Genomic DNA, 23,550 nt, shown 5'->3' with positions numbered 1-23,550 from the left:
TCAGGCGGCGCCGCTCACCGGCGGGCTGGCGAGGAGCCGGCGCAGGGCGGCGTTCTCGGCCTCGAGTTCGCTGATCCGGCGCACCAGGGCGAGCATCGCGGCGTCGTCCGCCGGGGGCGGGGCCGCCGCGGCGGGCACGGGCACGGGCGCCGGCGCGGCCTCGTCCACGAAGGTGATGCCGATGCCGTCCGCCCGGCGCCAGCACAGGGAGGCGCGGTAGGTCCGGTCCTTCTGCGGGATGTAGAGGTCGAAGCTCTCGGGCAGCGTCGAGGTCTCGGTGAGGGCCAGGCGGGCGCCGGAGGGGGACAGGTCCCGCACCAGGCAGTCCATGGTCGAGGCGCCCTTGTTGAAGATGATCTGCCCCTTGAGGAAGGTCCTCAGGCGCGATTCCCTGCGATGCTCCGACATGCTGTCCCGCTCCGGCATGCTGCCGCGTCTTCCGTCATCGGCCCGGCTCCGACCCCGGACCCATCGGGCGCCACCCTGGCACGGCGCCCCTTAAGGAATGATCGCCGCGATGCGTGGGCGGGCAGGCGCCGCGGGCCTCATGCAAAGCGCCGCGAGCCTCATGCAAAGCGCCACGGGCCTCAGTGCAAGCGGGCCTCAGTGGAAGCGGCTGTCCATGGTCTGGAACAGGTAGAAGCCGTTGAAGCGGACGGCGGTCTCGGCCGCGCGGTCGTCGAAATCGGCGGGGGCGTCGCCGGCCGTCGCGAGCTTGCCGCCGAAGGCCCAGCGGCCGTTCCCGAGGAAGGGCGGCACGGCACGGCTCTCCGGCACGGCGCAGCACAGGCCCTCGACGCTCCTGAGGCAGAAAACGTTGTAATTCTGCATCGGTCAATCTCCGATTCGCCCACCCAAGCTACGCCCTAAGCAGGCAATCGGACAGCACTGTGTCGATCAGGTCTCCGGAACGTTGCGGGCCAGCTCCTCGAGCCAGGGCGCGGCGCTTCCATCGGAGGGCGCGCGCCAGTCCCCGCGCGGAGACAGGGCGCCTCCCGCCGAGACCTTGGGGCCGTTGGGCAGCGCCGAGCGCTTGAACTGGCTGAAGCCGAAGAAGCGCTTGAGGAAGACGGCGAGCCAGCGCCGGATCTCGGGCAGGTCGTAGGCGCCGCGCTCGGCAGGCGGAAAGTCCGGCGGCCAGGCGCCGTCCTCCGCGTCGTGCCAGGCGTGGAGGGCCAGGAAGGCGATCTTCGAGGGCGGGAAGCCGTAGCGCAGGGTGTAGAACAGGGTGAAGTCCTGCAGGGCGTAGGGGCCGATCACGCCTTGCGTGCTCTGCGGGGTCTGGCCCGCCGCCACGGGCACCAGCTCGGGCGAGATCTCGGTGTCGAGGATCGCCCGCAGGGTGACGCCGACCTCGGGCGCGAACTGGCCCGAGCCGATGACCCAGCGGATCAGGTGCTGGATCAGGGTCTTGGGCACGCCGGCATTGACGCCGTAATGGCTCATCTGGTCGCCGACGCCGTAGGTGCACCAGCCCAGCGCCAGTTCCGACAGGTCGCCGGTGCCGATCACGAGGGCGCCGTTCTGATTGGCGAGTCGGAACAGGTAGTCCGTGCGCAGGCCAGCCTGCACGTTCTCGAAGGTGACGTCGTAGACCGGCTCGCCGCGCCCGAACGGGTGGTCCATGCCCTTGAGCATCACGGTGGCGGCCTCGCGGATGTCGATCTCGCGGGCGGTGGTGCCGAGCGCCCGCATCAGGGCATGGGCGTTGGCCTTGGTGCCCTCCGAGGTGGCGAAGCCCGGCAGGGTGTAGGCCAGGATGTTCTCCCGCGGGAGGCCGAGCCGGTCCATGGCCTTGGCCGCCACGATGAGGGCGTGGGTGGAATCGAGGCCGCCCGAGACGCCGATGACGACCCGCTTCGTCCCCGTCGCCTCCAGGCGCTGGGCGAGGCCCGCCACCTGGATGTTGTAGGCCTCGTAGCAATCCTGGGCGAGGCGGCCCGGATCGGCGGGCACGAAGGGGAAGCGCTCGACCGTGCGCTTCAGCCCGAGGTCGCCGGCCGGCGGGTCGAGCCGGAAGGACACCCGGCGGTAGGGGGCCTTCAGCGGCGCGGCCCGCCCCGAATCGTCGAAGCTGCCCATCTGGAGCCGCTCCTGGGCGAGGCGGCCGAGATCGATGTCGGCCAGGGTCATCACGGGCTCGGGCGAGAAGCGCGGCCCCTCGGCGAGGCGCACCCCGTTCTCGTCGATGCTGGTCTGCCCGTCCCAGGACAGGTCGGTGGTGGATTCGCCGGTGCCGGCGGCGGCGTAGACGTAGGCGCAGAGGCAGCGCATCGAGGCGGCCCGCGACAGCATCGCCCGGGATTCCGCCCGGCCCACCGTGATCGGGCTGCCCGACAGGTTGGCGAGCACGGTGGCGCCGGCGAGCGCCGCGTCGGTGCCGGGGGAGGCGGGGACCCAGAGGTCCTCGCAGACCTCGATGCCGAGGACCAGGTCGGGGATGTCCGCGGCGGCGAACAGGAGGTCGGTGCCGAAGGGGGCCTCCAGGCCGGCGACCCGGATGGTCTCGCCCGCGATCCCGGCGCCGGAGGCGAAGTGGCGCTTCTCGTAGAACTCCCGGTAGGTCGGCAGGAAGCTCTTCGGGACCACCCCGAGGAGGCGGCCGCGGTGGATGGCCAGGGCGCAGTTGTAGAGCCGGTGGCCCCAGCGCAGGGGCGCGCCCACGACGAGGACGGGCTGGAGCGCGGCCGAATCCGCCACGAGGCGCGCGACGGCCGCCTCCACCGCGTCCAGCACCGTCACCTGCAGGAACAGGTCCTCGATGGCGTAGGCCGAGACGCAGAGCTCCGGGAACACCGCCACGGCGACCCCGGCGCCGTCGCAGGACCGGGCGAGGGCGAGGATGCCGTCCGCGTTGCGGGCCGGGTCGGCCGGATGGCTGCGGGTGGTGCAGGCGGCGACCCGGGCGAAGCCGTGCCGGTAGAGCGAGCGGAAGCCGGGATCGGCCGGGGCGGGCGGGGTCGCCGAGGGGTTGGGCAAGGGGCGGGGCTCCGGGCTGGTCGCACCGGTACCTTAGCCCCTGGCGCCATCCGCCTCCAGCGCAAGGGTTAAGCGGCGGCCCGAGCGGGCCGGGGCGAGGGGGCTCCGGGTTCGGAGGGCTCGATGCGGGGGGCTGGTCGACGTGGTCGGGCCTCGGTCGCGGGGGCGGATCAAGCGTCTGTTAACGACGATGCCCCTAACTCAGCGCTGAACCGCGCCGCTCCCGGCGGCGGACCCGTTTTGAGTACATCCGGCCAATCATGCGCGCATCGGGACGGCTCCCCTACTCCCACCGTGATCCTTCGCGCCCCGTTCGCGGCGGCGACCGTCTCGGCCTGTCGATCGGCGCCCTGGCGCACCGGTTGATGAACCTGCGGGCGACCCTCTCGCGCCGCCTCGCCGGCCCGCCGCAGCGGCCGGACTACACGGTGGCGGCCACCCGCCCGACCCCGAGCTGGATGACGAGCCCGCAGGCCCTGGTCGGCCGGGGCGAGGTCGGCCTCGCCTTCCGGCCCGCCCCGGCGATCCAGGCCTGGCCCGCCCAGGTCTTCGACGACCGCGCCACCCTCGACATGATTCCGCGCCGCGCCGCCCCCTCGGCCGGGTTCGACGACGGCCCGATGGAGGCCGACGCGCCCGCGCCCCGCGTCCTGATCCGGACGCCGCGCCGCCCGGCCGCGATCATGCCCGAGGCGGGCGAGGCCCAGGCCTCCGCCGCCCCGGCCGGCCCGGCCGTGCGCTACACCCGAACCCCCGATCCGGTGCTGCACGAACGGCGCCAGCGGGCGCTGGACGCCGAGCGCGCCGCCCGTGCCCAGGCCCATGCGGAGGCCGAGGCCGAGGCCCTGCGCCTCCAGGCCGAGCAGGACGCGCTGCGCCGCGACGCCGAGGCGCGCGAGCAGGCCGCCCTCGCGGCCGAGGCCGAGGCCGAGGCCCTGGCCGCCCAGGTGCCCGAGCCCCTGTGGCGCCAGCCCTTCGTCGCGCCCCCCGGCGTGCGCTTCTTCCGCAGCCCCGACCGCCGCCAGGGCCGCCCCAACGCCGAGGCCCCCGCCCCCGAGCCGGAGCCCGCTCCGGCCGAGCCCGCCCGCCCCGAGACCGTCCTCCCCGAGACCGTCCTCCCCGAGACCGCCCTCCCCGAGACCGCCCTCCCCGAGACCGCCCTCCCCGAGACCGCCCTCCCCGAGACCGCCGTGATCCCCGACGACCGCGACTGGTCGGACGTGCCGGACTGGTCCGAGGTCCATGCCTGGTTCGACGGGCGCGACGGCGCCGCCCTCGACGCCTGGTCGGCGATCCAGGCCGAGCCCGCCCCGCTGCCGGCCCCCGAGGCCGTCGCGATCGCGGCCTGCGACGTCGCCGTCGCGGCGACCGAGACCGAAGCCCTGCCGGCGGACGCCCCCGCGAGCGCCGAGGCGCCGGCCCGCGCCGCCTATCGCCTGGAGCACCTCGTGCGCTTCGAGCCCTTCGGCCCGCCGCGTCCGGTCGAGGGCCAGGACAACGCGCTTCCGGGCGCGGCGCCCGCCCGCCCGGCCCCGCTCCACGCCATGGCCGCCCGCGCGGCGATCCGCGCCGGCCGGCCGGCGGTTCTGCCCGTCGCCGCCCCGATGGCTGCCGAGGCCGCCGCTCCGGTCCCGGTTCCCTCTTCTGCCCCCTCCTCGGTCCCGTCTTCGGCCCCCTCCCCTGCCCTCTCCCTCGCCCAGCCGCCGGCGATGCCGTTCGTGCCCGTCGCCCCCTTCGCGCCGGTCCCCTTCGCGCCGGTCCCCTTCGTGCCGGCGCCCCGGGCGGCCGAGCCGGCCTTCGTGCCGACCCCGATCCCGGCGCGTCCGGTGCTGCTGCGCAACCCCAAGGGCCTGTCCGTCCCCGAGCCCGAGCCCGAGGCGGCCGTGCCCGACGCGTCGGCCGCTCCGGTCGAGGCGCTCGCCGCCGAAAGCCCCGCCCCGGAGGCGGAGGCCGTCGCGGTGCCGGAGGCTCCGGCCGTCCACATGCCGCGCGCGATCCTGCCCGAGCGCCCCCTCCTCATCCCGGCCGGCCGGCACGTGCCGATGTCCTTCGTGGAGAACGCCGATTACGAGCACCCGTCCCTCGACCTCCTGGCCGAGCCGCCGCTGAACGACACGGAGGAGGTCGACGCCGACGTGCTGGAGCAGAACGCCCTCAACCTCCAGCAGACAGTCCAGGATTTCGGCGTGCGCGGCGACATCCTCGCGGTGCGCCCCGGCCCGGTGGTGACCCTCTACGAGCTGGAGCCGGCGCCCGGCACCAAGTCGAGCCGCGTGATCTCGCTCTCGGACGACATCGCCCGCTCGATGTCGGCGGTCTCCGCCCGCGTCGCCGTGGTGCCGGGCCGCAACGTCATCGGCATCGAACTGCCCAACGACACCCGCGAGACCGTGTACCTGCGCGAGCTCCTCGCCTCGGCCGATTTCGGGATGAGCAAGCACAAGCTCGCCCTGTGCCTCGGCAAGAACATCGGCGGCGAGCCGATCATCGCGGACCTGGCCAAGATGCCTCACCTGCTGGTGGCCGGCACCACGGGCTCGGGCAAGTCGGTGGCCATCAACACGATGATCCTCAGCCTCCTCTACCGGATGAAGCCGGAGGAGTGCCGCCTGATCATGGTCGATCCGAAGATGCTGGAACTCTCCGTCTACGACGGCATCCCGCACCTGCTCTCCCCCGTCGTCATCGACCCGAAGAAGGCGGTCATCGCCCTCAAATGGGCGGTGCGCGAGATGGAGGAGCGCTACAAGAAGATGTCCAAGATCGCCGTGCGCAACATCGACGGCTACAACGCGCGCATGGCGGAGGCCCGGGCCAAGGGCGAGGTGATTACCCGCGAGGTCCATACCGGCTTCAACCGCGAGACCGGCCAGGCCGTCTACGAGACGGAGGAGATGGACCTCTCGGCGCTGCCCTACATCGTGATCGTGGTCGACGAGATGGCCGACCTGATGATGGTGGCGGGCAAGGACATCGAGGGGGCGATCCAGCGCCTGGCGCAGATGGCGCGCGCGGCCGGCATCCACCTGATCATGGCGACCCAGCGTCCCTCGGTCGACGTGATCACGGGCACGATCAAGGCCAACTTCCCGACCCGGATCTCCTTCCAGGTGACGAGCAAGATCGACAGCCGCACGATCCTGGGCGAGATGGGCGCCGAGCAGCTGCTGGGCCAGGGCGACATGCTGTTCATGGCCGGCGGCGGGCGCACGACGCGCGTGCACGGGCCGTTCTGCTCGGACGCGGAGGTCGAGAGCGTGGTCGCCCACCTCAAGCGCCAGGGCCGGCCCTCCTACCTCGAGGCCGTCACGGCCGACGACGGCAGCGGCGACGAGAAGCCCGCCAAGGGCTCGAAGGCGGACAAGGCCGACCGGGCCGAGAAGGCCCAGGCCGCCGAGATCGAGGACATCGACGCCCCGATCTTCGACGCGGGTGCCTACGCGGGCAGCGGCGGCATCGATCCCGGCGCCGAGCTCTACGACCAGGCGGTGCAGGTGGTGATGCGCGACCGCAAGGCCTCGACGAGCTACATCCAGCGCCGTCTGCAGATCGGCTACAACCGCGCCGCCTCGATCATGGAGCGGATGGAGATCGAGGGCATCGTCGGCCCGGCCAACCATGCCGGCAAGCGCGAGATCCTGATGGAGGGCGGCCACGCCGCCTCCGGCATGATGGACTACGACGACTGAGACGCCGTGTCCGGGTGGGGCCGCCGCCGCCCCACCCGTCGCATATTCGCCACAGGGCGGGCTTCTAAGCGGGCACCACCCGCACGCCTTCGCATCGCCTTCAAGGGAGCGTCCCGATGATCGGCCGCCGTCACCGCCTCGCCGCCGGTCCGTTGCTCGTCCTGGCGGCCAGCCTCGCGCAGCCGCAGCCCGCCGCCGCCCAGGTCTCCTCCTTCCTCGACGGCCTGTTCGGCCGCAAGGAGCAGCCGGCCCCCGCGCCGGAGCCGGAGCCCGCCCCGGAGGCCGCGCCCCCGGCCGCCGCCCCGAAGAAGCCCGTCGCCCAGGCCCCGAAGGCCGCCAAGCCGTCCGACAAGGCGGCCGCGGCCAAGGGAGACGGCAAGGCCGAGTCGAGGGCCGCCAAGGGTGAGGCGAAGGCGGAGGCCAAGGGCGAGGCGAAGGGCGCCGATCCGAAGACGGCCGCCAAGGTCGCGGCCGTGGGCGCGCCCACCGCGGCGGCGGCCCCGGAGGCGGACGACGCCACCGTGATCGCGCAGGCCAACGCCTACTTCAACGGCATGACCACGCTCACGGGCAACTTCGTCCAGGTCGGCCCGGACGGGCGCCGCATCGGCGGCAAGCTGACCCTCGCCAAGCCCGGCCGCCTGCGCTTCGACTACGACCAGCCCTCCCCCCTGGAGATCGTGGCCGACGGCACCTCGGTGGCGGTCAAGGACCGCAAGCTCGGCACCCAGGACCTCTACTTCATCTCGCAGACGCCCCTGAAATTCCTGCTACGCGAAAAGATCGACCTCGCCCGCGACCTCTCCGTCACCGACGTGGCGAACGATCCGGGCGGCCTGCGGATCTCCCTGGAGGACCGCTCGACGCTCGGCGGCACCTCGCGGATCCAGCTGTTCTTCGACCCCGAGGTGAAGACCCTGAGCCAGTGGCGGATCACCGACCCGCAGGGCTACCAGACCACGGTGCAGCTCGCGAACCTGCAGAAGGGCCGCCCCGTCGAGGGCAGCCTGTTCTTCATCAATTACGGGCGCACCGAGGATAAGGCGGCCGAGCGCCAGATCCGGGCGCAGTAGGCCGCCGGTCTCGAGGCGCCCCCGGCGAGGCCGAATTCCAGGGCGCCGGTTTTGCCGCCCGCGTCGTCATTCCGAGTCGCCGAGGGCGAGCCCGGAATCCAGGACCGCTGCCGTGCCCGATATGGCACCGTCGGCGGTTCTGGATTCCGGGCCCTGCTTCGCAGTCCCGGAATGACGGTGTGGTTCGTGTGCGATTCGGCCCTGTGAGCGCCGCCGGCTGTCGCGCACCCGGCATTGCCCACCCGACCTTGTCGGGCCGGGGCGGATGCGGCTAAGCGTCGGGCTCGCTTGAGGACGAGCCATGCACGACATCCGCGCCATCCGCGAGAATCCGGACGCCTTCGACGAGGCCCTGCGCCGCCGCGGGCTGGCACCGCTCGCCGCCGAACTGATCGCCCTGGACGACGCCCGCAAATCCGCGATCTCGGCCGCGCAGGGCAACCAGGAGCGCCGCAACGCCCTGGCCAAGGAGATTGGCGGCGCCAAGAAGGCCAAGGACGAGGACCGGGCGCAGGCGCTGATGGCCGAGGTCGCCCGCCTGAAGGACGAGGCCCCGGCCCTGGAATCCGCGCAGGCCGAAGCGGGCAAGACCCTCGACGACCGCCTCGCCGCGATCCCGAACCGCCCGAACCCGGAGGTGCCCGACGGCGTCGACGAGCACGGCAACGTCGAGTACCGCCGCTTCGAGGCGCACCGCCCCCAACTCGCCACGGGAAAGCAGCATTTCGAGATCGGCGAGGCCTCGGGCCTGATGGATTTCGAGGCCGCCGCCCGGATGTCCGGCGCCCGCTTCGTGGTGCTCAAGGGCCAGCTCGCCCGCCTGGAGCGGGCGCTCGGGCAGTTCATGCTCGACCTGCACACCGGCGAGCACGGCTATACCGAGGTGGCGCCGCCGATCCTGGTGCGCGACGAGGCGATGTTCGGCACGGCGCAGCTGCCGAAGTTCCGGGACGACCAGTTCCAGGCGGGCGAGCACTGGCTCATCCCCACGGCGGAAGTCCCCCTCACCAACCTCGTGCGCGAGAGCATCCTGCGCGAGGAGGAGCTTCCCTTACGCTTCACCGCCCTCACCCCGTGCTTCCGGGCCGAGGCCGGCTCGGCGGGGCGCGACACCCGCGGCATGCTGCGCCAGCACCAGTTCAACAAGGTCGAGCTCGTCTCGATCACCACGCCCGAGCAGTCGGCCGAGGAGCACGAGCGCATGCTCGGCTCGGCGGAGGCCGTGCTGAAGAAGCTCGACCTGCCCTACCGGATCATGACGCTCTGCACCGGCGACATGGGCTTCGCCTCCCAGAAGACCTACGACATCGAGGTCTGGATGCCGGGCCAGGAGACGTTCCGCGAGATCTCGTCCTGCTCGGTCTGCGGCGACTTCCAGGCGCGGCGGATGAACGCGCGGGTGCGCGCCCGGGATGGCAAGGCGGTGAATTTCGTCCACACCCTCAACGGGTCCGGCGTGGCCGTGGGCCGCGCGCTCATCGCCGTGATGGAGAACTACCAGAACCCGGATGGCAGCGTCACGGTGCCGTCGGTGCTGAAGGCCTATATGGGCGGGATCGAGCGGATCGAGGGGTTCAAGAGCTGATGCGCATTCTCGTCACCAACGACGACGGCATCCACGCGCCGGGGCTCGAGACCCTGGAGGGGATCGCCCGGGCCATCTCGGACGACGTCTGGGTGGTGGCGCCGGAGACCGACCAGTCCGGCGTCTCGCATTCCCTCTCGCTGAACGATCCCCTGCGCCTGCGCCAGGTGGCCGAGAAGCGCTTCGCCGTGAAGGGCACGCCGTCCGACTGCGTGATCATGGGCGTGCGCCACATCCTCAAGGACCACGGGCCGGACCTCGTGCTCTCGGGCGTCAACCGGGGCCAGAACGTCGCCGAGGACGTGACCTATTCGGGCACCATCGCGGCGGCCATGGAGGGCACGATCCTCAACGTGAAGTCGATCGCGCTCAGCCAGGCCTACGGCGCCGGCGGCCGGGGCGCCATCAAGTGGCACTGCGCCGCCGAGCACGGGCCCGGGGTGGTGCGCCGGATCCTCGACATCGGGATCGAGCCCGGCATCGTGATCAACGTGAACTTCCCCGATTGCGAGCCCGAGGAGGTCCAGGGCACGGCGGTGGCCGCGCAGGGCTTCCGCAACCAGGCGCTGCTCGCCATCGACGCCCGCCAGGACGGGCGCGGCAACCCCTATTTCTGGCTCGCCTTCGCCAAGGCGACGTTCCAGCCCGGCCACGGCACCGACCTCAAGGCCATCGCGGAGAAGCGCATCTCCGTCACGCCGCTGCGCCTCGACCTCACCGACGAGCCGAGCCTGACGCGCTTCGCGCAGGGGTTCTCGGAGTCGGGACCCGCGCGCTAGCCCGAGGGACGCGGGACCGATCGAGATCCAGCCATGATGCACGAGGGCTCGATCGAGGATGCCGCCTTCGTCATGGCCCTGCGGGGCCGGGGCGTGCGCGACACCGACACCCTGCGGGCGATGGAGCGGGTGCCGCGCGAGCGCTTCGCCCCGGCCCATCACCGCGACCTCGCCCGGCGCGACCTCGCCCTGCCGCTGGCCTGCGGGCAGACCATGACGGCGCCGACCACCGTGGCGGCGATGCTGAAGGCCCTGGCCCTGGCCCTGCGCCCCGGCGCCCGCATCCTCGAGATCGGCACCGGCTCGGGCTACGTCACCGCCCTGCTGCTGCGCCTCGGCGCCGCCCATGTGCGCAGCCTCGAGCGCTACGCCACCCTGGCGGACGACGCCCGCGACAACCTCGTGCCGGAGGACCGGCTGCTCGTCGAGATCGCCGTCGGGGACGGGCTGAATCCGGCGACCCTGCGCGGGGCGGAGCCCTTCGACCGTATCCTCCTCAACGGCACGGTGCCGGCGATTCCCGACCACCTCGCCGGCCTGCTGGCGCCGGGCGGCCGCCTCGTCGCCCCGGTCGGGCGGCCGGAGGCGGCGGGCCTCGTCACCTGGACGCGGGGACCGGACGGCACCCTGGAGGCGCGCCCCGGTGCGGCCGTCCGGCTGGCGCCGCTCACCCCCGGGCGCGCCCGCGTCCTGTAGGGCGAAAGGTTCCCGCACGCGTCCCTTCGTGGCGCAAACGTGGTGAATCGGAACGGTTGCTTAACCTGAATCCGGTTTGAATGACGTCATCAAGTTGCGTCAGGCAAACAGGTGCGTCGATGCGGGTTCGCGGGACTGGTCGAGGGTTGAGGACGCTGTCGCGTTTCGCGCTCATCGGCGTGATTGGAGGCGGTGCGGCCGCCTGTTCTTCGGATGCGTCCCGGTTGGGCGATCCCTTCGGCAATCCATTTGCCTCGAACCTGTCGAGCGAGCCCGCCGCGACGGGCAGCCTGCCCGACGGCGAGATCGCCCCGGCGCCGGTGGTGCGCACCAGCCGCATCCAGTCCCAGGCCCTCGGGGCCCCGGGCGCGGCCTCCTCGCCGGCGGCGATGTCGCCCCGCCCGATGGCGGCGGCTCCCGCCCCGGCCCGGCCCCAGACCACCCGCCTCGCCTCCACCGAGCCGGTCCCCGGCGGCATGACGGGTTCGGCGGTTTCGGGCATGAACCCCGACGCGGCCCGCATGAGCACCCGCGCGGTGCCCGCCGCGCCGGCCCCGAAGGTGATCGACCGGACCGCCGAGAAGCGCGCCGCCGACGCCCGCCGCGAGGCGGAGGCCCGCGAGGCCGCCGAGGCCAAGGTGGAGGCCAGGCGCCAGGCCGAGGCCGCCAAGCTCGCCGAGGCCCGCAAGGTCGTGGAGGCCGCCAAGGCCGCCGAGACCCGCAAGGCCGCGGAGAAGGCGGCCAGCGCCGCCAAGGTCGCCGAGACCAGGGCCGCCGAGGCCCGCAAGGCCCATATCCGCCCCGGGCAGGCCGTGGCCAAGGCCGAGGACAAGCCGGTCCGCAAGATCGAGATCAAGGAGGCCAAGGCCGAGGTGAAGGCCGACGCGGCCAAGGACGCCGCCAAGAAGGCCGACGCGGCCCGCAAGACGGCCGAGGCCGAGGCGGCCAAGCAGGCCAAGGCGGACGCGGCCAAGGATGCGGCCCGCAAGGTCGCCGAGGCGAAGGCCGCGGAGGCCGCCGCCAAGGAGGCGGCCAAGGCGCCCGTGAAGGTCGCCGCGGTCGAGGCGCCCAAGTCCGAGCCCGCCAGCACCGGTTCCGTCGCCGCCCCCGCCGTGGAGCAGTCGTTCCGCTGGCCCGCCAAGGGCCGGGTGATCTCGGGCTACGGCACCTCCGGCAACGAGGGCATCAACATCTCGGTGCCCGAGGGCACGGCGGTGAAGGCGGCCGAGGACGGCACCGTGGCCTATGCCGGCTCCGACGTGAAGGGCTACGGCAAGCTCGTCCTGGTGCGCCACTCCAACGGCTACGTCTCGGCCTACGCCCATAACGGCGAACTCGACGTCCGCCCCGGCGAGAAGGTCAAGCGCGGCCAGACCATCGCGAAGTCCGGCGCCTCGGGCAACGTGACCTCGCCCCAGCTCCACTTCGAGATCCGCAAGGGCGCGACCCCGGTCGACCCGATGCCCCACCTCGCCAGCAACTGACCCTCCGGTCGGAGCATTCCAGACACCGAAACGGCGGCCCCTCGGGGCCGCCGTTCTCGTTCCGGGCCGATGATGCCGGCCTCACCGGCCGGTGCGCACCCGGGTCCAGCTCCGGGTGACGAAGCGCTGGGTGCGGTCGTCCCAGGCGGTGTTGCTGGAGAGGCGCTGCATCGTCGCCTCGTCCGGGTAGATGCCGGGATTGGCCAGGATCTCGGGCTTGACGAACTTCCGGGCCGCCGCGTTGCCGCTGGCATAGGAGACGAAGTTGGTGTTGGCCGCCGCCACCTCGGGCCGCATCATGTAGTCGAGGAAGAGGTGGGCCTCGGCCGGATGGGGCGCGTCCTTCGGGATCGCGAAGGCGTCGAACCACATCAGCGCGCCCTCGCGGGGGATGACGTAGCCGATCTCGACCCCGTTCTTGGCCTCCTCGGCGCGCTTGCGCGCCTGCATCACGTCGCCGGAATAGCCGACCGCGAGGCAGAGGTCGCCGTTGGCGAGCCCGTTGATGTATTCCGAGGAGTGGAACTTGCGCACCGAGCCCCGGACCTTGAACAGGGCGTCGGTGACCTGGGTGATGTCGTCCCAGCGCTTGGAATCCGGCTTGAAGCCGTAGAAGGGCAGCAGGCTCGGGATCAGGTCCTCGGGCGAATCGAGCAGCATCACCCCGCAATCCTTGAGCTTGGCCATCAGGCCCGGATTGAGGACGAGGCTCCAGGTGTTGAGGGGCTGGCTCGCCCCCAGGCGCTCGCGCACCTGGGCGAGGTTCACGCCGATGCCGGTGGTGCCCCACATGTAGTCCACGGCGTAGGTGTTGCCGGGGTCGTAGGTGGCCAGCCGCGCCGCGATCTCGGGCCAGGCATGGACGAGGTTCGGGATGCGGGCCTTGTCGAGGGGCTGGAACACGCCCGCCCGGATCAGCCGCTGCAGGAACGGCCCGGAGGGCGCCACCACGTCGTAGCCCGAGCGCCCGGCCAGCAGCTTGGTCTCGAGGATCTCGTTGTTGTCGTAGGTGTCGTAGACGACCTTGATCCCGGTCTCCCGGGTGAAGGCCTCGAGCATCTTCGGGTCGATGTAGTCCGACCAGTTGTAGATGTTGACCACGCGCTCGCCCTTCGGCGCGGGCGTCTCGGCCCGGGCCGCGGGCAGGCCGAGCGCCAGGGCGGCGAGCGCCCCGGCGATCAGCCCCCCGGACAGGAGCGCGCGGCGGGTGCCGGCTCGGATCATGCCTGTCCCTTCGCGGCCACCACCACGATCTCGACGAGGTATTCGGGGGCGGCGAGCCTGGCCTCCACCGTGGCGCGGGCCGGCGGGTTGTCCTTGGCCACCCAGGCGTCCCAGGCCGCGTTCATCTCCGCGAAGGTGGCGATGTCGGCCAGATAGATCGTGGCGGTGAGGATGCGGCTCTTGTCGGTGCCGGCCGCCGCCAGCAGGCGGTCGATCTCGCCCAGGATCTCCTGGGTCTGGGCGGTGACGCCGGCGCCCACCACCGTGCCGGCCACCTGGCCCGCGAGGTAGACCATGTCGCTGTAGGTGACGGCCTGGCTCATGCGGGGACCGGATTCGAAGCGCTGGATCGTCATGGTGGGGAAACGTGCCTCTTCGGGTGTCGGCCGCGGGATGCCGCGAGGCACCCCTGGGATGCCCCCTGGCATCCCGGCTCGGGGCAAGCGTTGTGCCGCGCCGGGGACCCGGAGGTAAAGGGGGCCCGGCACCCGGCGCGCAAGGCGATCCGGCCATGCCGGACGGTCTTCGCGTGCCACGCGACAAAGTCGCGTCGTGCAGCGCAACTCATCCCACGGATGCGGCGTTCTCACCCCATGCGTTAAGGTCAAGGCTAGACAGCCGGCCTCTGCCGCCAGTGACGTCCGACCCAGAGGGTTCGGCCAAGTTCGAGGATCAGCTCATGGGTATCATCTGGACCATCATCATCGGCTTCCTGGCCGGTGTCATCGCCAAGTTCATCATGCCGGGCAGCAATGAGCCCGCCGGCTTCATCCTGACCACGATCCTCGGCATCGTCGGCGCCTTCGTCGCCACCTTCCTCGGCCAGGCGCTCGGCTGGTACGGTCCGAACCAGGGCGCGGGCCTGATCGGCGCGGTCGTCGGCGCGATCGTCGTGCTCGCGATCTACGGCTTCATCCAGGGTCGCCGCTCGACCACCACGCTGTAAGTCCACGCGACAACCCAAGACCGCACGAGAAAGGGGCGCCTCACCGAGGCGCCCCTTTTTCATGTCCGGAGGATTCCTGTCCGGAGGACAAGCCGCCCGATGCCCGATGCCTTCGGGCCTGGAAGCCCCGGGGCATCGGGCGCGCGGCCGCTCAGGCCTCCGTCACGGCCTTGACGGCGCAATGGCCGGTGGCGCCGCGGATGGCGAGGCCGGCGCCGACCACGAGGGCCGCGAGGCTCAGCCACTTGTTCGGACGCGGCTGCGCGGCGGCGGCGGCGATGCCGAGGCCGAGCACCACCGAGACGGCGCGCTCCGTGGTGGTGAGGTTCGGGGTGCCGCTGAAGATGTCGTGGATCATCGCGTTGGCCATGCTGGCGTCTCCTGTGCTGCGTCGCGGGGCGAACGCGGCGGAGGAACGGGCGTTCCACCGCCAGGGTGCGGCGCGGCACGGAGCCGCCCCGATCCGCCGACCTGCTCCGAGACCTGCTCCAAGACCTCCTCGAAGACCTGCTTGGAGCCCCCTGCTAAGGTCTCGCCCGCGATCCCTGTGCATATCGGAATTGTAATTCGTCTGCGGCATTGCTCCTGGTTGTAGAAGGGCCGAGACCCGCGGAGCCGCCACAGAATGCGGCTCGGGGGGATACGACATGGGTATGAGGACTGGATTCGCCGCGGTGCTGATCGCGGTGAGCGTCGGGGCATGCGGCAGCATCACGCGCGGCACGACGGAGAAGATGGCCTTCCTCTCGGAGCCCTCCGGCGCGACGATGACGACCACCAGGGGCTACGCCTGTCCGGCGACCCCGTGCTCCCTCGAGGTGGAACGCTCGGACGAGTTTGACGTGACCTTCGCCAAGCCCGGCTTCCAGCCCGCGATCGTCCCGGTCCGCACCAAGGTGGTGGGCGCGGGCGCTGCCGGAATGGCGGGCAACGTGCTCGCAGGCGGCGTGATCGGCATCGGCGTCGATGCCTATACGGGGGCGGCCCTGGACCATACCCCGAACCCGGTCAGCGTGTCGCTGGTGCCCGAGGCGCTCCCTACGGCCCAGCGCGCGCGCCGCCGCCGCGCCCCCGACACCTGACCGATCAGCGCGGATAGGCGGTCAGGCCGCCGGCCCGGGCGGCGGCGGCCTCGGCCTTGCGGTGGGCCTCCGCCTCGGCCGCGCAGGCGGCCGCCTCGAGATCGTCCAGGGGGGCCGTCCCCGCGCAGCGCGCCCGCAGGGCGTCGAGCTCCTCCTCGGTGAGGCTCTCGATGCCGATGTAGCGGTTCTGCGCGGCGCTGGCCCGGATCAGCTCGTCGAGCTTGGCCTGGATCGCCGCGCCGTCGCGGTTCTGGGTGTTCTGGATCAGGAACACCATCAGGAAGGTCACGATGGTGGTGCCGGTGTTGATGATGAGCTGCCAGGTGTCGGAGAAGCCGAACAGCGGCCCCGTCACCGCCCAGACGAGGATCAGCGCGATGCTGACGGCGAAGGTCGCCGGGCGTCCGGCGGCGCGGGCCACCTTCGAGGCGAAGGCGGTGAAGAGCTGGGCCGATTTCAGGCTCCCGACACGCATGAGACCTCCGCGATCGTCATGGCCGCGCTGACCGGAGGAAGAACCCGCGATGGCGGGAAACCGTTGCCGCGCCCCTAACGGGCGTTGGGCAGGCGCACGGTCACCCCGGGCCTGGCCGCCGGGCTTTCCGGGCGGTCCGGCGGCGCGCCGCCCCAGCGCGTCGCCTCGATGCGCGCCGTGCCCCATCCGGTGGCGACGGCGATCGAGAGGGGCAGCAGCAGCGTCCCGTCGAGGATCGGGGCGAAGCGCACCCGCATGTCGTCGTTGGCGGCCATCCGGCGGACGTTGCTCCCGCCGGAGCGGTGCCCGGAGATCGGCACCCAGCGCACCCGGCAGTCGAGGGCGGGCCCCCGATAGGCGCCCTCCGTCACCGTCACCAGGCTGCCGCGCGACAGCACGAGGTCGGCCCGGCTCGCCCCGTCGAAGACCGGAATGCGCCGGTCGCACAGGCCCGGATCCAGGGGGGCGGCCCCGAGGGGGATCGTCAGCATGGTCAGGGGATCGACCACGCCGACCTTGTCCTCCGGCGCCACCGGGACCCGGTCCTCGCGCGGGGCCGGGGGCGGCTCGACGCTGGCGCTGCGCACGCGCCCGCCGGCGAGGTCGAGCGCCACCGCGATCGGCTTGCCGCCGTAGCGGCTGTCGATCCGGAAGGTGGCGGTCACCGCGCCGGCGCGGGTCGTCGACCCGGCGACGGCGGCCTTGCCGGCCCCGTCGAAGAAGAAGCCGGCCAGGCCGCGCAGGCCCGCCTCGAGTTCGAGGGCATAGCGCTCGTCCGCCCGCTCGACCACGAGGGTGGCCTCGCCCGCCGGCAGGTTCAGGAAGCTGAGGCCGTAGGCCGCCGTGAAGCGGCGCGCGGGGGCGTCGCCCACGGCCCGGGCGCCGGCCGCGCCGGCCACGAGCGCGGCGCCCGCCAGGGCCAGGGCCTGCAGGGCCCGGATGTGTCTGTGCCGGGGAGCGGACACGGAAGATCGCCTCATCGCGCCGCGGGCGGCGCCCAGCCTGTCATATCGGCGTTGGGCACGCGTAGTATGCGCGCTTCGGCACGTCGCGTGCCGCCGCGATCCGCGGCCAGAACCTTCGGCCGAAATACCACGCCGATCGAAACATCCCGTATCCCGCATGCCGCCGGGAGCCGCCAGGACACGACGCCCTTGGACCGACCCGCCCGATACGCCCTGTATTTCACCCCCGCCCCCGGCTCGGCGCTGGCCGCCTTCGGCGAAGCCGTCCTCGGCTCCGGCCCGGCGCCCGGCCCGGAGGCGCTCCGGGCGATCCTGGCCGCCAACACCGCCGAGCCGCGCCTCTACGGGTTCCACGCCACCCTGAAGGCGCCGATGCGCCTCGCCCCCGGCGCGACCGAGGCCGATCTCCTCGCGGCGGCCGAGGCCCTGGCGGCCCACCGGAGCCCCCTGCCCGTCGGCCCCCTGCGGGTGGCCGCCCTCGGGGCCTTCGCCGCCCTGGTACCGGCCGCAGCCCCGCCGGATCTCGGGCTCCTCGCGGCCGAATGCGTCGCCGCCCTCGACCCCCTGCGGGCGCCCCTCACCGAGGCCGAGCGCGCCCGGCGCCGGCCCGAGCGCCTGGACCCCCGTGGGCGCGCGCTGCTGGAGCGCTGGGGCTACCCGCACGTCTTCGAGGCCTTCCGCTTCCACATGACGCTCACCGGCCCCCTCGGGGCGGAGGACAGGGCCACCGCCCTGCCCCTGCTGGCCGAGGCCGCCGCGGGCCTGCCCGACCTCGCGATCGATGCGCTGAGCGTGGTCGTCCAAGAGGGCGCGGCGCCGTTCCGCCTCCTGCGCCGCCTCCCCTTCCCCGCCTGACAGGATCGCCCGATGGTCTCCGATCGCCTCGGCCTCGAACCGGCCGTCCACCCCACGGCCCAGCTCTCGGATTGCCGCCTCGGCCGCTACACCGAGGTCGGGGCCCGCACGCGCCTCAGCGAGACCAGCCTCGACGACTACTCGTACATCGTCGAGGACGGGCAGGCGAACCACACCACCATCGGCAAGTTCTGCTCCATCGCCTCGCACGTGCGGATCAACCCCGGCAACCACCCGATGGAGCGGGCCTCGCAATCCCACTTCACCTACCGGGCCAGCGCCTACTGGCCGGGCGAGGCGGACGACGCGGCCTTCTTCGCCCGGCGCCGGGCCCTGCCCGTCACGATCGGGCACGACGTCTGGATCGGGCACGGGGCCGTCATCCTGCCCGGGCGCAGCGTCGGCACCGGGGCGGTGATCGGCGCGGGCACGATCCTGACCCGGGACGTGGCGCCCTACACCATCGTGGTCGGCAATCCCGGCCGCGTGGTGCGCCGCCGGTTCCCGGAGGCGGTGGCCGAGCGCCTGCAGGCCCTGGCCTGGTGGGACTGGGACCATGCCCGGCTGGGCCGGGCGCTGCCGGATTTCCGCACCCTGTCGGTCGAAGCATTCCTGGAGCGCTACGAAGCCGAGGCATAAGACTGCCGGCTATTGGTTAGCCGGAAAATAGTCATTCTCCTGTCGTGTGGGACAGGTCTACCGGCGCTCACCGTGAATCGCCGGAGGCCTCCATGCTGATCCTCGAAGGGCTTGCCCGCCATTACGGCGACCGCCGCGCGGTGGACAGCGTCTCCCTCGCCATTCCCCGCGGCCAGTTCGTGGGCGTGATCGGGCGCTCGGGCGCCGGCAAGTCGACCCTGCTGCGGATGATCAACCGCCTCGCCGAGCCGACGGGCGGCCGCATCCTGTTCGAGGGTCTCGACGTCACGGCCCTGCGCGGCCGCGACCTGCGGCGCTGGCGGGCGCGCTGCGCCATGATCTTCCAGCAGTTCCACCTCGTCGGCCGCCTCGACGTCCTGAGCAACGTGCTGATGGGCCGGCTCTCGGAGGTGCCCCGGCACCGCTCGCTGCTCAAGCTCTGGTCGGAGCGCGAGCGCGCCCTGGCCCTGGCCGCCCTCGACGAGTTCGGCATGGGCGACTTCGCCGGCCACCGGGCCGACCAGCTCTCCGGCGGCCAGCAGCAGCGCGTCGCCATCGCGCGGGCGATGATGCAGGCCCCCGACCTGATCCTGGCCGACGAGCCCGTGGCCTCCCTCGATCCGCGCAACACCCGCATCGTCATGGACGCCCTCGCCGAGGCCAACCGGCGCCACGGCCTCACGGTGCTGTGCAACCTGCATTCCCTCGACCTGGCCCGCGGCTATTGCGACCGCCTCGTCGGCCTCGCCGACGGCCGCCTCGTCTTCGACGGCGCCCCCGCCGACCTCACCGAGGCGGTGGCCCGCCAGCTCTACGGGCTGGAGGCGGGCGAGGTCCTCGACGCCCCCGAGCCGGCGCGGACCCGGGCCTATCCCGCCGCCCTCGTCGCCTGATCTTCGTCGTCCACCCTGTTCGGGAGATTCCCATGCTGACCCGTCGATCCCTCGCCGGAGCCCTCGCGCTCGCCCTCCTCGCCGCACCCGCCGCCGCGCAGGACTGGAAGGCGGCCTATCCGGAGCTCACCCTGGCGGTGATCCCGGCCGAGAACGCCTCGGGCACCAGCGACCGCTACGCGCCGATGACCGCCTACCTGTCGAAGGCCCTCGGCGTGCCGGTGACGCTGCGCATCGCCAACGACTACGCCGCCGTGATCGAGAGCCAGCGCGCCGGCAACGCCCAGCTCGCCTTCTACGGCCCCGCCTCCTTCGCCCGCGCGGTGATGACCGGCGTCAAGATCGAGCCCATCGTCAACCAGCGCCACGACAACGGCGCCTCGGGCTACACCTCGGTGATCTACGTGCGCGCCGACAGCCCGTACCGGACGATCGAGGACCTGAAGGGCAAGAACCTCGCCTTGGTCGACCCCAACTCCACCTCCGGCAACCAGGCGCCGCGCTACTTCCTGCACAGGGCCGGCCACCCGGTCGACACCTTCTTCGGCAAGACCGTCTATGCCGGCAGCCACGAGAACGCCGTCCTCGCCCTGGTGCAGGGCACCGTGGACGCGGCGGCCAACCTCTACAATTCCGACACCGACACCATGGTCACCCGGATGGCCGCCAAGGGCATGCTCAAGAAGCCGGACGGCACCCCGATGGGCCAGGGCGACTTCCGCGTGGTGTTCCGGTCCGACTTCCTGCCGGAGGGGCCCTTCGCCATGCTGGCGAGCCTGCCCGACGACCTGAAGGCCAAGATCCGCGACGCCCTCGTGGCGATGCCCAGGGCCGACAAGGCCGCCTTCGACCGGCTCTCGGACGGCAAGGACCAGGGTTTCACCCCCGTGACCCTGAAGGACTACCAGCCGATCCTCGAGATGCTGAAGTTCAACGACGACCAGCGCCGCAAGTCTTGAGCGGATTTTCGATCTTGAGCGGATTCGGCCCGGGGTCGCCGGGGGGCGGCGATGCCTGAGCGGATCACGCCCCTGCCCCCGGACCGGGCCGCCGCCCTGGCGGGGGCCTACGCGGCCGCCGTCACGGCGACCCGGCGCCGGACCTGGGCCGGCCTCGCCGGGCTGGTGATCCTCACCGGGCTCGCCGCCCGGGCCGCCGAGGTGCGTCCCCTGGTGCTGGCGGCCCATCTCGGCCGCTTCACCGACTACATCGCCCAGATCCTGCCCCCCCTGACCTGGGCGAACCTGCCGGGGGACCTCTCCGAATGGTACTGGGGCGGCCCAAAATGGCTCGGGCTCCTCGGCGAGACCCTGCTGATGGCCTATCTCGGCACCCTCCTGGGGGCGGTCGGCGGGTTCCTGCTGTGCTTCTCCGCGGCCGCCAACGTGGCGGGCAGCCGGACGGCCTGCTTCCTGGTGCGGCGCGGGCTGGAATTCTGCCGCACCGTGCCGGAGATCGTGTTCGCGCTGATCTTCGTCATCGCCTTCGGCCTCGGGCCGATGGTGGGGGTTCTCGCCCTGGCGATCCACACCACCGGGGCGCTGGGCAAGCTGTTCTCGGAGGTCGTCGAGAACATCGACATGAAGCCGGTGGAGAGCCTCACCGCCGCCGGGGCCGGGCGGATCGAGACCCTGCGCTTCGCCGTGCTGCCGCAGGTGCTGTCGAACTTCGTCTCCTACGGGCTGCTGCGCTTCGAGATCAACGTGCGCGGCGCCGGCGTCATGGGCTTCGTCGGGGCCGGCGGCATCGGCCAGGAACTCCTCGTGGCGATCCGCAACTTCTACTACGCCGACGTCAGCGCCATCCTGGTCCTGATCATCCTCACCGTGATGGCGATCGACCTCGGCACCGAGCGCCTGCGCCATCGCCTCCTCGGAGGCCTGCGATGACCGGTCCCGAATGCGGTCCGGCCGAGATCGCCGCCCTGCGCCGGCGCTTTCCCAACAGCTTCCGGCCGGCCTGGCGGGGGCGGCTGCTCGCGGTCCTCGCGCTCGCCGGGCTCGCCGCCCTGGCGGGCTACGCGATGGTCCGCCTCGATTTCTCCGCCGGGCGCCTGCTTGCCGGGCTCGGGCGCCTCGGCGAATTCAGCCGGCTGATGTGGCCGCCGGAGACCGGCGGCCGGGCCTGGACCTTCCTGCAGTCCCTGGCCGAGACCCTCGGCATCGCCTTCATCGGCACGCTGACGGCCGCGCTCCTGGCCTTTCCGGTGGCGTTCCTCGCCGCCCGCAACGTCGTGCCGAACCCCTTCGTGCACGCCGCCGTTCGGCGCGGCCTCGACGTGGTCCGCTCCGTCGACGTGCTGATCTGGGCGCTGATCTGGATCAACGTCGTCGGGCTCGGCCCCTTCGCCGGGGCGCTCGCCATCGCGTGCGCGGATTTCGGGGCGCTCGGCAAGCTGTTCTCCGAGGCGGTCGAGACCGTCGACGGCAAGGCCGGCGAGGGCGTCTCCGCCTCCGGCGGCGCCGAACTGCACCGCATCCGCTTCGGGTTGATCCCGGCGGTGCTGCCGGTGCTCGGCAGCCAGGTGCTGTACTTCTTCGAATCGAACACCCGCTCGGCCACCATCATCGGCATCGTCGGCGCGGGCGGCATCGGCCAGTATCTCAGCGAGCTGATCCGCGTCCTCGAACTGCGCCAGGTCGCCTTCCTGATCCTGATGATCCTCGTGACCGTGGCCCTCATCGACGCCGTCTCGGGCCGCCTGCGCCGGGCCCTGATCGGCGGGGCGGCGCGGTAGGGGCGAGGCCGCGAGCGATCCGCTCCCGGCCCCGGGCGGCTACGGCGCCGTGCGGAGGGTCGGCGGCCCGAGATGCTGGAGGTAGTCCGGCTTGCCGAGGCTCACCCCGGCGCTGCGGAGGATCCCGTAGGCGGTGGTGACGTGGAAGAAGAAGTTCGGGAGCGCGAAGCCGGTGAGATAGGCCTGCCCGGTGAAGCGGTATCCCGTGCCGTTCGGGAAGTTCAGCTCCACCGCGCGCTCCGCCCCGGAGGCCAGTGCGGCCGGGTCGATGCTCTCGACGAAGGCGATCGTCCGGGCGCAGCGCGCCTTGAGCTCGGCGAAGGTCGTCTCGACGTCGGGCATCGCGGGCGCCTCGATTCCGGCGAGCCGGGCCATCGCGTTCTTCGCGCTGTCGGACGCCATCTGATACTGGGCCGGCAAGGGCTTCATGTCCGGGGCGAGCCGCCGGGCGAGCAACTCCGCCTCCGGCTTCTCCGAGGCCGCCTTGTCGAGCCAGGCGCTCATGCTGTGGAGCGCGTTGACGAAGACCGGGACGCTGACGTCGTGGATGCTGATGCTCATCCGGAAACGCTAGGGCACGACTCGCCCGGGACGCGGTGAGAAGGCGCACATGGCCGGCCGGATCGGAGCCGGAATCGCCGGTCCGCGACGAAGGCCCGGCCCTCCCTCCGGCCCGGAGAACCCCTCACTCCACCACCAGCTCCACCCGGTCGGCGGCGAAGAGGCTGCGGGTGGCCTGGATGCGCGTGCCCGCGCCGTCCACGTTCACGCTCGACAGGGCGATCAGGGTGCGGCCGGGGGCGATGTCCAGGCGCTCCGCCTCCTCGGGGCTCGCCGGGCGCGCGCCGATCCGGGTCGAGAGCCGGGTGTAGTCGGCCACCCCGAAGCCCGCATAGGCGCGGGTGAGGGAGCCGCTGGCGGCGTAGGCCGCGTCGAAGCCGGCAAAGCGCGGCAGGGGCAGGCAGGTCCGGGCCGTCGAGATCGGGGCGCCGTCGGCCCGGTGCACGGTGAGGAGCTGGAGGATCGGCGCGCCGGGCGCGAGCCCCAGGGCCTCGGCCCAGTCCGCATCCGCCGGCACGGTCGCGGCGGCGATCAGGTCGCCCCAGGCCTCGCGTCCGGTGCGCGAGACGATCTCGGAGAACCGCGTCCGGGGGCCGATCGGGTAGGGGATCGGGCCCTGCTCCACGAAGCTGCCCCGCCCTTGCGTGGTGCGCACCAGCCCGCCCTCGGCGAGGACGCCCAGCGCCCGGCGCACCGTGTGCCGGTTCACGCCGAAGCGCGCGGCGAGCGTCGATTCGGCCGGCAGCTGCGCCCCGGCCCCGAGGGTCCCGTCGCGGATCTCGGCCGCCAGGGTGTCGGCGATCTGCCGCCAGACGGCGAGGCCGCCCCCGCGCTGGAGCGCCGTCACGCGGGTGTCGCCCGCCTCGGTCATGGTTTCCTCGCCTGGGT

The 23,550-nt window shown here is 72.6% G+C and carries 24 protein-coding genes; 14 read left to right on the top strand and 10 right to left on the bottom strand.

All coding sequences use genetic code 11. The features are described from left to right. From ACXJY8_RS06615 to ACXJY8_RS06605, 3 genes are all read right to left on the bottom strand, one after another. The gene (locus ACXJY8_RS06615) at window positions 1–408 is read right to left on the bottom strand and encodes a PilZ domain-containing protein (RefSeq protein ID WP_463777725.1); all 408 of its coding nucleotides are present in this window, start codon (window positions 406–408) and stop codon (window positions 1–3) included. 195 nt (window positions 409–603) lie between these two features. Continuing rightward, window positions 604–831 carry a hypothetical protein gene (locus ACXJY8_RS06610; protein WP_463777723.1) on the bottom strand — a complete coding sequence of 76 codons (228 nt, stop codon included), beginning with the start codon at window positions 829–831 and terminating at the stop codon, window positions 604–606. Between the two features lie 66 nt (window positions 832–897). After that, on the bottom strand, window positions 898–2,979 hold the full coding sequence (locus ACXJY8_RS06605; protein WP_463777719.1) for an NAD(+) synthase: 2,082 nt from the start codon (window positions 2,977–2,979) through the stop codon (window positions 898–900). A gap of 260 nt (window positions 2,980–3,239) precedes the next feature. On the opposite strand from ACXJY8_RS06605, the gene ACXJY8_RS06600 reads away from it, so the two are divergent. From ACXJY8_RS06600 to ACXJY8_RS06575, 6 genes are all read left to right on the top strand, one after another. Further along, window positions 3,240–6,668, top strand: coding sequence for a DNA translocase FtsK (locus ACXJY8_RS06600; RefSeq protein ID WP_463777716.1), 3,429 nt, complete (start codon window positions 3,240–3,242; stop codon window positions 6,666–6,668). Window positions 6,669–6,784: 116 nt separating this feature from the next. After that, the gene (locus ACXJY8_RS06595; RefSeq protein ID WP_463777713.1) at window positions 6,785–7,741 is read left to right on the top strand and encodes an outer-membrane lipoprotein carrier protein LolA; all 957 of its coding nucleotides are present in this window, start codon (window positions 6,785–6,787) and stop codon (window positions 7,739–7,741) included. 301 nt (window positions 7,742–8,042) lie between these two features. Further along, window positions 8,043–9,326 carry a serine--tRNA ligase gene (serS, locus tag ACXJY8_RS06590; RefSeq protein ID WP_463777709.1) on the top strand — a complete coding sequence of 428 codons (1,284 nt, stop codon included), beginning with the start codon at window positions 8,043–8,045 and terminating at the stop codon, window positions 9,324–9,326. After that, the gene (gene surE, locus ACXJY8_RS06585; RefSeq protein ID WP_463777706.1) at window positions 9,326–10,105 is read left to right on the top strand and encodes a 5'/3'-nucleotidase SurE; all 780 of its coding nucleotides are present in this window, start codon (window positions 9,326–9,328) and stop codon (window positions 10,103–10,105) included. Before serS ends, surE begins: the two co-directional genes overlap by 1 nt. Before the next feature lie 33 nt (window positions 10,106–10,138). Further along, on the top strand, window positions 10,139–10,801 hold the full coding sequence (locus ACXJY8_RS06580; protein WP_463777703.1) for a protein-L-isoaspartate O-methyltransferase family protein: 663 nt from the start codon (window positions 10,139–10,141) through the stop codon (window positions 10,799–10,801). A 119-nt stretch (window positions 10,802–10,920) separates the two neighbouring features. Beyond that, window positions 10,921–12,285: a M23 family metallopeptidase gene (locus ACXJY8_RS06575; protein ID WP_463777700.1), complete on the top strand. Its 1,365-nt coding sequence runs from the start codon at window positions 10,921–10,923 to the stop codon at window positions 12,283–12,285. Window positions 12,286–12,366: 81 nt separating this feature from the next. On the opposite strand, the gene ACXJY8_RS06570 is transcribed toward ACXJY8_RS06575, so the two are convergent. Both ACXJY8_RS06570 and ACXJY8_RS06565 read right to left on the bottom strand, forming a co-directional pair. Then, window positions 12,367–13,509 carry a polyamine ABC transporter substrate-binding protein gene (locus tag ACXJY8_RS06570; protein ID WP_463777697.1) on the bottom strand — a complete coding sequence of 381 codons (1,143 nt, stop codon included), beginning with the start codon at window positions 13,507–13,509 and terminating at the stop codon, window positions 12,367–12,369. Further along, window positions 13,506–13,865: a RidA family protein gene (locus ACXJY8_RS06565; RefSeq protein WP_463777695.1), complete on the bottom strand. Its 360-nt coding sequence runs from the start codon at window positions 13,863–13,865 to the stop codon at window positions 13,506–13,508. Before ACXJY8_RS06565 ends, ACXJY8_RS06570 begins: the two co-directional genes overlap by 4 nt. 323 nt (window positions 13,866–14,188) lie before the next feature. On the opposite strand from ACXJY8_RS06565, the gene ACXJY8_RS06560 reads away from it, so the two are divergent. Continuing rightward, window positions 14,189–14,455 (top strand): GlsB/YeaQ/YmgE family stress response membrane protein, encoded by a 267-nt coding sequence (locus tag ACXJY8_RS06560; RefSeq protein WP_108040045.1) that lies wholly within the window; start codon window positions 14,189–14,191, stop codon window positions 14,453–14,455. A gap of 151 nt (window positions 14,456–14,606) precedes the next feature. Here ACXJY8_RS06560 and ACXJY8_RS06555 read toward each other — a convergent pair whose 3' ends face one another. Continuing rightward, on the bottom strand, window positions 14,607–14,825 hold the full coding sequence (locus tag ACXJY8_RS06555; RefSeq protein WP_056185312.1) for a YgaP family membrane protein: 219 nt from the start codon (window positions 14,823–14,825) through the stop codon (window positions 14,607–14,609). A gap of 283 nt (window positions 14,826–15,108) precedes the next feature. On the opposite strand from ACXJY8_RS06555, the gene ACXJY8_RS06550 reads away from it, so the two are divergent. Then, window positions 15,109–15,537 (top strand): translation initiation factor 2, encoded by a 429-nt coding sequence (locus ACXJY8_RS06550; protein WP_463780445.1) that lies wholly within the window; start codon window positions 15,109–15,111, stop codon window positions 15,535–15,537. Between the two features lie 4 nt (window positions 15,538–15,541). Here the strand turns inward: ACXJY8_RS06550 and ACXJY8_RS06545 are convergent, their stop codons facing one another. Continuing rightward, entirely contained in the window at window positions 15,542–16,012 is a 471-nt protein-coding gene (locus ACXJY8_RS06545) for a low affinity iron permease family protein (protein WP_463777691.1), read from the bottom strand. A gap of 74 nt (window positions 16,013–16,086) precedes the next feature. Continuing rightward, window positions 16,087–16,977: a DUF3108 domain-containing protein gene (locus tag ACXJY8_RS06540; protein ID WP_463777687.1), complete on the bottom strand. Its 891-nt coding sequence runs from the start codon at window positions 16,975–16,977 to the stop codon at window positions 16,087–16,089. Between the two features lie 189 nt (window positions 16,978–17,166). On the opposite strand from ACXJY8_RS06540, the gene ACXJY8_RS06535 reads away from it, so the two are divergent. The 6 genes from ACXJY8_RS06535 (at window position 17,167) to phnE (ACXJY8_RS06510) (ending at window position 22,101) form a co-directional block, all read left to right on the top strand. After that, entirely contained in the window at window positions 17,167–17,832 is a 666-nt protein-coding gene (locus tag ACXJY8_RS06535) for a DUF1045 domain-containing protein (protein WP_463777684.1), read from the top strand. A 12-nt stretch (window positions 17,833–17,844) separates the two neighbouring features. Beyond that, on the top strand, window positions 17,845–18,471 hold the full coding sequence (locus tag ACXJY8_RS06530) for a DapH/DapD/GlmU-related protein (RefSeq protein WP_463777682.1): 627 nt from the start codon (window positions 17,845–17,847) through the stop codon (window positions 18,469–18,471). 92 nt (window positions 18,472–18,563) lie between these two features. Then, a complete protein-coding gene (gene phnC / locus ACXJY8_RS06525) occupies window positions 18,564–19,364 on the top strand; it encodes a phosphonate ABC transporter ATP-binding protein (protein ID WP_463777680.1) in 801 nt (266 codons plus the stop codon). A 32-nt stretch (window positions 19,365–19,396) separates the two neighbouring features. After that, window positions 19,397–20,323 (top strand): phosphonate ABC transporter substrate-binding protein, encoded by a 927-nt coding sequence (phnD, locus tag ACXJY8_RS06520; RefSeq protein ID WP_463777678.1) that lies wholly within the window; start codon window positions 19,397–19,399, stop codon window positions 20,321–20,323. A gap of 51 nt (window positions 20,324–20,374) precedes the next feature. Next, entirely contained in the window at window positions 20,375–21,253 is an 879-nt protein-coding gene (gene phnE, locus ACXJY8_RS06515) for a phosphonate ABC transporter, permease protein PhnE (protein WP_463777674.1), read from the top strand. Beyond that, window positions 21,250–22,101 (top strand): phosphonate ABC transporter, permease protein PhnE, encoded by an 852-nt coding sequence (gene phnE / locus ACXJY8_RS06510; protein WP_463777671.1) that lies wholly within the window; start codon window positions 21,250–21,252, stop codon window positions 22,099–22,101. The genes phnE (ACXJY8_RS06515) and phnE (ACXJY8_RS06510) overlap by 4 nt, the downstream gene beginning before the upstream one ends. Window positions 22,102–22,140: 39 nt before the next feature. Here phnE (ACXJY8_RS06510) and ACXJY8_RS06505 read toward each other — a convergent pair whose 3' ends face one another. Both ACXJY8_RS06505 and phnF read right to left on the bottom strand, forming a co-directional pair. Continuing rightward, complete coding sequence (locus tag ACXJY8_RS06505; RefSeq protein WP_463777669.1) at window positions 22,141–22,662, bottom strand: DUF1993 domain-containing protein; 522 nt, start codon at window positions 22,660–22,662, stop codon at window positions 22,141–22,143. Between the two features lie 124 nt (window positions 22,663–22,786). Then, window positions 22,787–23,533, bottom strand: a complete 747-nt coding sequence (gene phnF, locus ACXJY8_RS06500) for a phosphonate metabolism transcriptional regulator PhnF (RefSeq protein ID WP_463777666.1) — start codon at window positions 23,531–23,533, stop codon at window positions 22,787–22,789. Between the last annotated feature and the right edge of the window lie 17 nt (window positions 23,534–23,550).

This window comes from Methylobacterium sp. TK31, assembly GCF_055361545.1.
The sequence above is the reverse complement of the archived record's forward strand: the minus strand, read 5'-3'. Positions and strand labels throughout refer to the sequence as shown.